This window comes from Kitasatospora sp. NPDC059803, assembly GCF_042732255.1.
Lineage (GTDB): Bacteria > Actinomycetota > Actinomycetes > Streptomycetales > Streptomycetaceae > Kitasatospora.
In genome coordinates this window covers 1-7,079 of sequence record NZ_JBHWIJ010000382.1, presented here as the reverse complement: position 1 = coordinate 7,079, position 7,079 = coordinate 1, and the positions used below count along the sequence as shown (strand labels likewise).

9 protein-coding genes are annotated in these 7,079 nt (G+C 74.6%); 4 read left to right on the top strand and 5 right to left on the bottom strand.

Features of this window, described 5'->3' with window-relative positions; translation table 11 throughout:
- Positions 1-134: 134 nt before the first annotated feature.
- Complete coding sequence (locus tag ACFV6I_RS36050) at positions 135-1,022, bottom strand: CHAD domain-containing protein (protein WP_380430167.1); 888 nt, start codon at positions 1,020-1,022, stop codon at positions 135-137.
- Positions 1,023-1,308: 286 nt separating this feature from the next.
- Between ACFV6I_RS36050 and ACFV6I_RS36045 the strand changes: the two genes are divergently transcribed.
- The 3 genes from ACFV6I_RS36045 (at position 1,309) to ACFV6I_RS36035 (ending at position 3,659) form a co-directional block, all read left to right on the top strand.
- Entirely contained in the window at positions 1,309-1,983 is a 675-nt protein-coding gene (locus ACFV6I_RS36045) for a hypothetical protein (RefSeq protein ID WP_063346453.1), read from the top strand.
- A 135-nt stretch (positions 1,984-2,118) separates the two neighbouring features.
- Positions 2,119-2,940, top strand: a complete 822-nt coding sequence (locus ACFV6I_RS36040) for a DsbA family protein (RefSeq protein WP_380430164.1) — start codon at positions 2,119-2,121, stop codon at positions 2,938-2,940.
- Positions 2,941-3,008: 68 nt separating this feature from the next.
- On the top strand, positions 3,009-3,659 hold the full coding sequence (locus ACFV6I_RS36035) for a vitamin K epoxide reductase family protein (protein WP_380430162.1): 651 nt from the start codon (positions 3,009-3,011) through the stop codon (positions 3,657-3,659).
- A 33-nt stretch (positions 3,660-3,692) separates the two neighbouring features.
- Here the strand turns inward: ACFV6I_RS36035 and ACFV6I_RS36030 are convergent, their stop codons facing one another.
- From ACFV6I_RS36030 to ACFV6I_RS36015, 4 genes are all read right to left on the bottom strand, one after another.
- Positions 3,693-4,190: an NUDIX hydrolase gene (locus ACFV6I_RS36030; RefSeq protein ID WP_363623640.1), complete on the bottom strand. Its 498-nt coding sequence runs from the start codon at positions 4,188-4,190 to the stop codon at positions 3,693-3,695.
- A 113-nt stretch (positions 4,191-4,303) separates the two neighbouring features.
- Positions 4,304-5,377: a serine hydrolase domain-containing protein gene (locus tag ACFV6I_RS36025; protein ID WP_380342976.1), complete on the bottom strand. Its 1,074-nt coding sequence runs from the start codon at positions 5,375-5,377 to the stop codon at positions 4,304-4,306.
- A gap of 46 nt (positions 5,378-5,423) precedes the next feature.
- Positions 5,424-5,936, bottom strand: coding sequence for a GNAT family N-acetyltransferase (locus ACFV6I_RS36020; RefSeq protein WP_380342973.1), 513 nt, complete (start codon positions 5,934-5,936; stop codon positions 5,424-5,426).
- Between the two features lie 23 nt (positions 5,937-5,959).
- Positions 5,960-6,385, bottom strand: coding sequence for an ankyrin repeat domain-containing protein (locus ACFV6I_RS36015; RefSeq protein ID WP_380342970.1), 426 nt, complete (start codon positions 6,383-6,385; stop codon positions 5,960-5,962).
- 408 nt (positions 6,386-6,793) lie between these two features.
- Between ACFV6I_RS36015 and ACFV6I_RS36010 the strand changes: the two genes are divergently transcribed.
- Positions 6,794-6,988, top strand: a complete 195-nt coding sequence (locus ACFV6I_RS36010; protein ID WP_063346460.1) for a hypothetical protein — start codon at positions 6,794-6,796, stop codon at positions 6,986-6,988.
- Positions 6,989-7,079: the final 91 nt, after the last annotated feature.

The window sequence follows — 7,079 nt, the reverse complement described above, 5'->3', positions numbered from 1 at the left end:
TACCCCCATTACGCATCCCGCCTGGACGCACGCCCGAATCGCCCAAGTACGTCCAGTACGAGGGCGGTCCGGGCGCACGCCCAGCCGGGCGCCCAACGCCGCGGGCTGATCCGCCAAGATCGACCGGACAGGACCTAGCCGAACCGCGGCAGCTTGCGCCCCGCCGCCCGGGCCCACACCTGGGGCAGCCGGGCCCGGGCCGTCTCGGCGGCGGTGAGCTGGCGGGCGTAGAGCACCCCGAGGCCGAAGGGCTCGCCGCTGTCGGCGGCCTGCCCGGCGAGGGTGCCGGCGGCGACCACCGCGTCCTGGTGCTCGCCCAGCAGTTCCTGGACGGCCTTCATCCGGTCCGTGTACCGCTCGGCGGCCGCGCCGACCGCCGGGGCGGCGGTCTCGCCGGCGTAGCGGGCGCGTTTGGCGGCCTTGCGGGCCTCGTGCAGGGCGCGGTCGCGCTGCTCGGCGGGCCCGGCCCCGGTGTCGAGGGCCGCCCGGACTCGCTCGCCGGTGCGGTGCTGCTCGCGCTCGGCGATCCGGGCCAGCTCGGGGACGGCGTCACGGCCGGCCCGGCGGCGCAGCGGGGGGTCGGCGAGGAGGGTGGCGAGGGCGTCGGCGAGGGCGCGGCGGCGCGGGCTGTCGAGGGCCGCGAGCACCTCGGGCCAGGCCTGCCGGTACTCGACCCGCCCCCACCGCTCCAGCTCCGCCGCGACCCGCTCCGGCCGGCAGGCGGCGGGCAGTGCCCGGGCCTGGGCGGCCAGCCGCTCGGCGAGCACCTCGCCGTCCCGGGCGCGGCCGAGGGCGGCCGCGAGCCAGCGCAGTTCGGCGACCAGGTGGTCGGTGGCCCCGGGGGCGAACAGTCGCCGGAAGGTCCGCAGGGCGCTGCGCAGCCGTCGGCAGGCGACCCGCATCCGGTGCACCGCGTCCGGTTCGTCCGCCCGGACGGCGTCGTCGAGGCCGGCCAGTACCGCCGCCTGCGCGCCGAGGCGGTCCAGCAGCACCTGCCCCACCGTGGTGGCGGGTCGCGCCATGAGCGCTCACCCCCTCATCGGGGTCGCCGGGAACGCCTTCCAGGCTACGGGTCCGGGCGCACGACGACGACCAGGACCGCGACGGGAACGAGCAGGCCCGGGACGGGGACGAGCCAGGCCCAGGACGACCGCTCGGCGCACACGCCGCCGACCCGCACGAACAGCGAAGCGGTCCCGGCTGAGCGGGCGTCAGGCGGGTGAACGAACGGCCTCCGGCGGGCAACGCTTCCACTCCCCGGGTACGCGCCCTCGTGCCGGATGTAAGCGTCGTGGCATACTCCGGGACGTGACGACCTCCACCCATGCGATCAGGGCCCTGCGGGCCGCGGTGTTCACCGCGCTCGCCGTGCCGCTGTCCGCGCTGGGCCAGGTGGTCATCACGGGTCGCCCGCTGCCGCTCTCGCTGGTGGCGGCCGCGACCGCCGTCGTCTTCCTGGTCGCGGCCGCGCTGGCCGGCGGGGAGCGGCGGCTGCTGCACATCTCCAGCGTGCTGGTGCCGGTCGAGCTGCTGCTCAACACGACGTTCAACCTGGGGCAGGCCGGCTGTGGGCCGATCCTGTCCGAGCACGTGCCCGCGCGCGGTGTGAACCTGCTGGTGTGTGGAGGCGGTTCGGTGGACGGGTCGCTGCTGGCCGGTCCGCTGGGCCATGTGGGGCCGCTGGCCCCGGCGGCGACCCAGGTGCTGCTCCTGCTGGTGCACCTGGTGATCGCGCTGGCCGCCGCGGCCTGGCTGCGGCTGGGCGACGCCGCCCTGTCGGGCCTGGCCCGGTCGCTGCGCGCGCTGCGCCAGTCGCTGGCCCGCCCGTTGCGCGCCCTGGTCCTGCTGCTGCTCCCGGCTCCGGTTCGGCCGGTGCTGCGGGTGCCGCTGCCGGTGTCGGACCGCGAGCGGCCGCGCCGCGAGGACGTGGTGCTGAGCCCGGCTCCCCGGCGTGGTCCGCCGGTTCTCGCGCCTGCCTGCTGACCCGCCCGAGGCCGTAGGGCCGCCGCGCACGTTCGTCCGCAGGCAGCGCGCACAACTCCCGCGTTCACTCGATCCCGCCGCACCCGGTGCGGTTTCCCGCGCGCATCCGCGCGCCGCGTACAGGAGTTGCCTTCCATGGCTCAGACCCCCAGCAAGCAGCAGGCCAAGCGCATCAGTGCCCGTGAGCGGATCCAGGAGGCGCAGCGCATCGAGCAGGCGGCGTCGAAGCGCCGCCAGCGGATCGTCGTGGCGGTGTCCGCAGTCGCGGTGCTCGCCCTCGCGGGCGGAGCGGCGGTCGCGATCAACTCGGCGTCCGGCAAGAAGGACTCGACGGCGGCCGCCGATGCGGCCGCGCCGACGGAGCTGGTCGTCCCGGCGAACGCCTCCGGCCCGGACGGCACGGTGATCACCTACGGCAAGGCCGACGCCCCGCACACCATGGAGGTGTACGAGGACTTCCGCTGCCCGGTCTGCAAGCACTTCGAGGCGGCGAACGGCGAGGCGGTCAAGAAGCTGACCGAGGACGGCTCGGTCAAGGTGGAGTTCCACCTGGCGGCGTTCCTGGACAACGCCCTCGGCGGCAAGGGCTCGCGCACCGCGCTGGCCGCCGCGGGCGCCGCGCTGAACGAGGGCGTGGACAAGTTCAAGCAGTTCCACGACGTGCTGTACGCCAACCAGCCCGACGAGCGGAAGGACGACTTCGGCAACGTCAACCACATCCTCGACCTGGCCGGCCCGGTGCCCGGGCTGAAGACGGACGCCTTCGTGAAGGCCGTCACCGACAAGACGTACGCGCCGTGGGCGGCGAAGGTCGCGGAGGCGTTCAACGGCAGCGGGGTGACGGGCACCCCGACGGTCAAGGTGGACGGCAAGCCGATCACGCTGTTCAGCGGCCAGTCCACGGTGACGCCGGAGCAGTTCACCGCCCAGGTCAAGCAGGCCGCCGGCCTGAAGTAAGCAGGGCACCACCGGCCCGGCCGAACCCCGGCCGGGCCGGCTCCTCCCAGCCACCGGAGTGTGCTGCCATGACCGCCGCTACCTCTGTGCACCTCTCCCCTCCCGCCCCCGGCGACGCCGGCCGTGCGCCGGTCGGCGCGGGCCGGGTGTTCTCCCTGCTGCTGTTCCTCGGCGGGCTGATCGGGCTGGCCGCCTCGGCCGTCCTGACCTTCGACAAGCTCCGCATCCTGGAGAACCCGTCCTACGTCCCCAGTTGCAACCTCAATCCGGTGATCAGCTGCGGTTCGGTGATGCGCACCGAGCAGGCGGAGGTCTTCGGGTTCCCGAACCCGCTGCTCGGGCTGGCCGCCTTCGGCGCGCTGGCGGCGGTCGGGGCGGGGCTGCTGGCCGGTGCCGCGTACCGGCGCTGGTTCTGGCTGGGCCTGCACGCGGGCACCCTGCTGGGTGTGGTGTTCGTGCACTGGCTGATCGACGAGGCGCTGTACCGGATCGGCGCGCTGTGCCCGTACTGCATGGTGGTGTGGGCGACGGTGGTGGTGCTGTTCTGGTACACGACGCTGCACAACCTCCGGACGGGGGTGATCCCGGTGGGCCCGCGGCTGCGGCCGGTCGTGCGGGAGGCCGCGCGCTACCACTGGGCGGTGCCGGTGCTGTGGGCGGCGGTGATCGCGCTGCTGATCCTCAACCGGTTCTGGTACTACTGGAGCACGCTGGCCTGACGGGCCTGACCGGCTGGCATATTTGACGGTCCGTCAGCCGACGTACCCCGTGGAGTGCAGCAGCGCGGTGGCGCCGGTCCGCCGGGCCGCCAGGGCCCGGGTGAGCCGGCGCGCCGCGCAGGGGTGCAGCAGTGCGGCCGCCCGGGCGGGGGTGAAGTACCCGTACTCGGCGATCTCCTCGGCCTGCACCCGGATGGTCGCGCCGGCCGGGACCGTTCCGCCGTCGAACATGAACTGCACGGCGGGGTGGGCGTGTTCGCCCTGGCCCGGGATCGGGTCGCGCCACTCGACGACGAGCAGCCGCAGCTCGCCGGCCACCAGCCCGGTCTCCTCTCGCAGTTCGCGGGCGGCGCATTCGGCGGGGCCCTCGCCCGGGTCCATCCCGCCGCCGGGGAACTGCCACTGGGCGCGGTAACTGGCCTTCAGCAGCAGGACGTCGCCGCCTTCGCCGGTGAGCAGCACGCTGCAGCCGACGTAGGCGCGCAGCAGCCCGGCCAGCCAGTCCTGTTCCGAGAGCCAGGTGTCCGTCATCGCGCCTCCTCCGCCGGTGCCCCGTCGCGGTGGTTACTCTGCCGCAACCCCCGTGCCGGATCCGGCGGTTCGTACCTAATCCACCCGATCGGGTACTCGACGCACGAGAGCTCCTACCCGAAGACCGCCCGCCGGTAGGCGTTGCGCAGGTCGGTGAGCGGCTGGACGCCGCGGTCGTAGTGGACCTTGTTGGTGAGCAGCAGCGCCCAGCGGCCGAGCCGCCGGGAGATCCAGATGCCGGTGCCGGTGAAGCCGTAGTGGACGAAGGTGCCCTCGGCGGGGTCGGTGCCGGGGGCGTGCAGCCAGGACAGGCCGCGGGCGGGGGCGAGACCGCCGGTCTGCTCGCGCAGCGACTCGGCGATCCAGGCCTCGCCCCAGGGCAGTTGGGGCGGCGAGGCGAGCAGCGCGGCGAGGAAGCGGGCGAGGTCGCGGGCGGTGGAGAAGGCCCCGGCGTTGCCGCAGACGCCGCCGAGCAGCCGGGCCGAGGGGTCGTGGACGACGCCGCACAGGTGGCTCCCGGCCTGCGGGTCATACTCGGTGGGTGCGGTGCGGGCGGTGTCGGCGGGGCCGAGCGGCCCGTACCGGGTGTCGGCCATGGCGAGCGGCCGCCAGATCCAGCGGGTGGCGAGCTCGTCCAGCGGCGCGCCGCCGAGGTCCTCGACGAGGTAGCCGAGCAGGACGGCGGCGCGGTCGGTGTACTCGACGGCCGTGCCGGGCGCGCGGTGCAGCGGGGCGGCGATCACCCCGGCCCGGATCGCCGCGAGGTCGCGCCCGTAGAGCTGCTCGAATCCGGTGTGCGGGAGCATTCCGGCGGTGTGCGCAAGGAGTTGACGGGCCGTCACCGCGCCGACGGGGTGCCCGGAGGCAGGCGGCCACCAGCGGCCGAGCGGTTCGTCGAGCGGGAGCCGCCCGGCCTGCCGGAGCACTCCGGCGCAGGGCCAGAGGGCGACGATCTTGGTGAGGCTGGCGAGGTCGTACCGGGTGTCCGGCCCGGGGGCGAGCCGGGCGTACGGGCCCTGCCCGAGCACGCCGTGCGCGCCGCCGCCGAGCGCCCCTCCGGCATCGCCGACGGCCCAGACGGCGCCGGCCCCGACGGTGCGCACGCCGCCCCGGACCAGCTGGTCCAGCTCCCCGCCGGGCGCGGCCAGGGCGGGGAGCCGGTCGAATCCTGGCGGTTGCTGGCTCATCGTCCCCCCTCAGAGGTGTCGTGAGCCTACCCGCCGGGCGGGCCGGTCAGGCCGCCGCGGGCAGTTCCTTGCCGAGGCAGATGCTCTGCGGGTGATCGCGGTAGATGCCGAACTTCCGGATCGCCGCGTACCCCTCGGACCCGTACAGCGCCACGGCCTCGGGCTGCTCGGTGCCGGTCTCCAGGATGACGCGGGTGCGGCCGGCCTCGGCGGCGGTCTGCTCCAGGCGGCGCAGCACCGCCCGGGCCAGGCCACGGCCGCGGGCGGCGGGGACCACGAACATCCGCTTCAGCTCGACGTCGCCGTCGCGCAGCCCGTCCGGCCCGGCCTGCTTGGCCCGCCAGCCCCCGCAGGCGACCGGCCGGCCGTCGAGGTAGGCGATCAGGAACAGGCCGGCCGGCGAGTCGAAGTCGTCGAGGTGCAGCACGGTCTCGTCGGGGTCGCCGTAGCGGCGGACGTACTCCTGCTGCACCTCCGCCGACAGGGCCTGGGCGTCGGGGTGGGCGTAGCCGGTGACGCGGAACTCGACGGTTCCGGCCTCCATGGTGGTGCTCTTCATGAGGGAAGAGCCTACGACCTGGATCAGCGGGCCTCGAAACGGGCGACCAGCTCGTTCTTGCCGAACATCCGTGCGGTGTCGACGGCGTTCGGGGTGCCGGCGGTGGGGTCGGCGCCGCCGTCCAGCAGGACGGTCAGCACGTCCTCGGCGCCCTTGAAGACGGCGCCGGCGAGCGGGGTCTGGCCGCGGTCGTTGGCGCGGTTCGGGTCGGCGCCGCGCGCCAGCAGGGCTTCGACGGTGGCGGCGTGGCCGTGGTAGGCGGCGAGCATGAGCAGGGTGTCGCCGCGGTCGTTGGTGAGGTCGGCGGGCGCACCGGCGTCCACGTAGGCGGCCAGGGTGTCGGTCTCGCCGGCGCGGGCGGCGTCGAAGAGCTTTCCGGCCAGGGCGATCACCTCGGCGTCGGGGGCGCCGGGAGCGTCGGCGGGCTGCTGGTTGGCGGCGTCGGTCATGGCGGGCGGCCTTTCCGGTCTGTGGGTTCTGCGGGCTCTGCGGGTGGCGGAGCCGCGGTGGCGGAGTGCGGCTGGAGGAGCTGCGCGTACCGCACCGTAGCGGCCGGGTGCCGGGCCGGGCCAGCGCGCATCCGGATGGCGGATGGCGGCCCTCGAACGGCGGCCATCCGGGCGAACTTCCCCGACCCCCCGGAAACCTCCCGCCCACCCGGCGGGAATGCCTCGCCGCGCTGGAACTGCGCGGGACACGGCCCCACCCCGGCCGGTCCGCCCGCCTTCGCCCGAACTCCAGGGCGACGTTGAACGGGAAACCACCCATTTGCACCGTTCCATCATCTATTACTTTTTGTCACGATTAGCGCACTTTCCGTAACACCGTCCCCGTCCCCCCTCCCCGAGGAGCAGAACGTGATCCTCTCGATTTCCGGCATCGTCCTGTTCGGCACCATCGCCTTTCTGTTCTTCCGCAGGGACGGGCTAAAGGTCTCCCACGCCGTCGTCTGCGCCCTCTTCGGCTTCTACGTCGCCGGCTCCTCGATCGCCCCGAGCATCACCGCCGGCGGTGCCAGCCTGGCGAGCCTGCTCGGCGGCCTCAAGTTCTAGGGCGTGTCTGACAATTCCCGCCGGGCGCGCGACGCTCCCCCAGCCTGGCGGCCGGGAGGTGCCCCCAGGCATCCCGCCTGGACGCACCGGC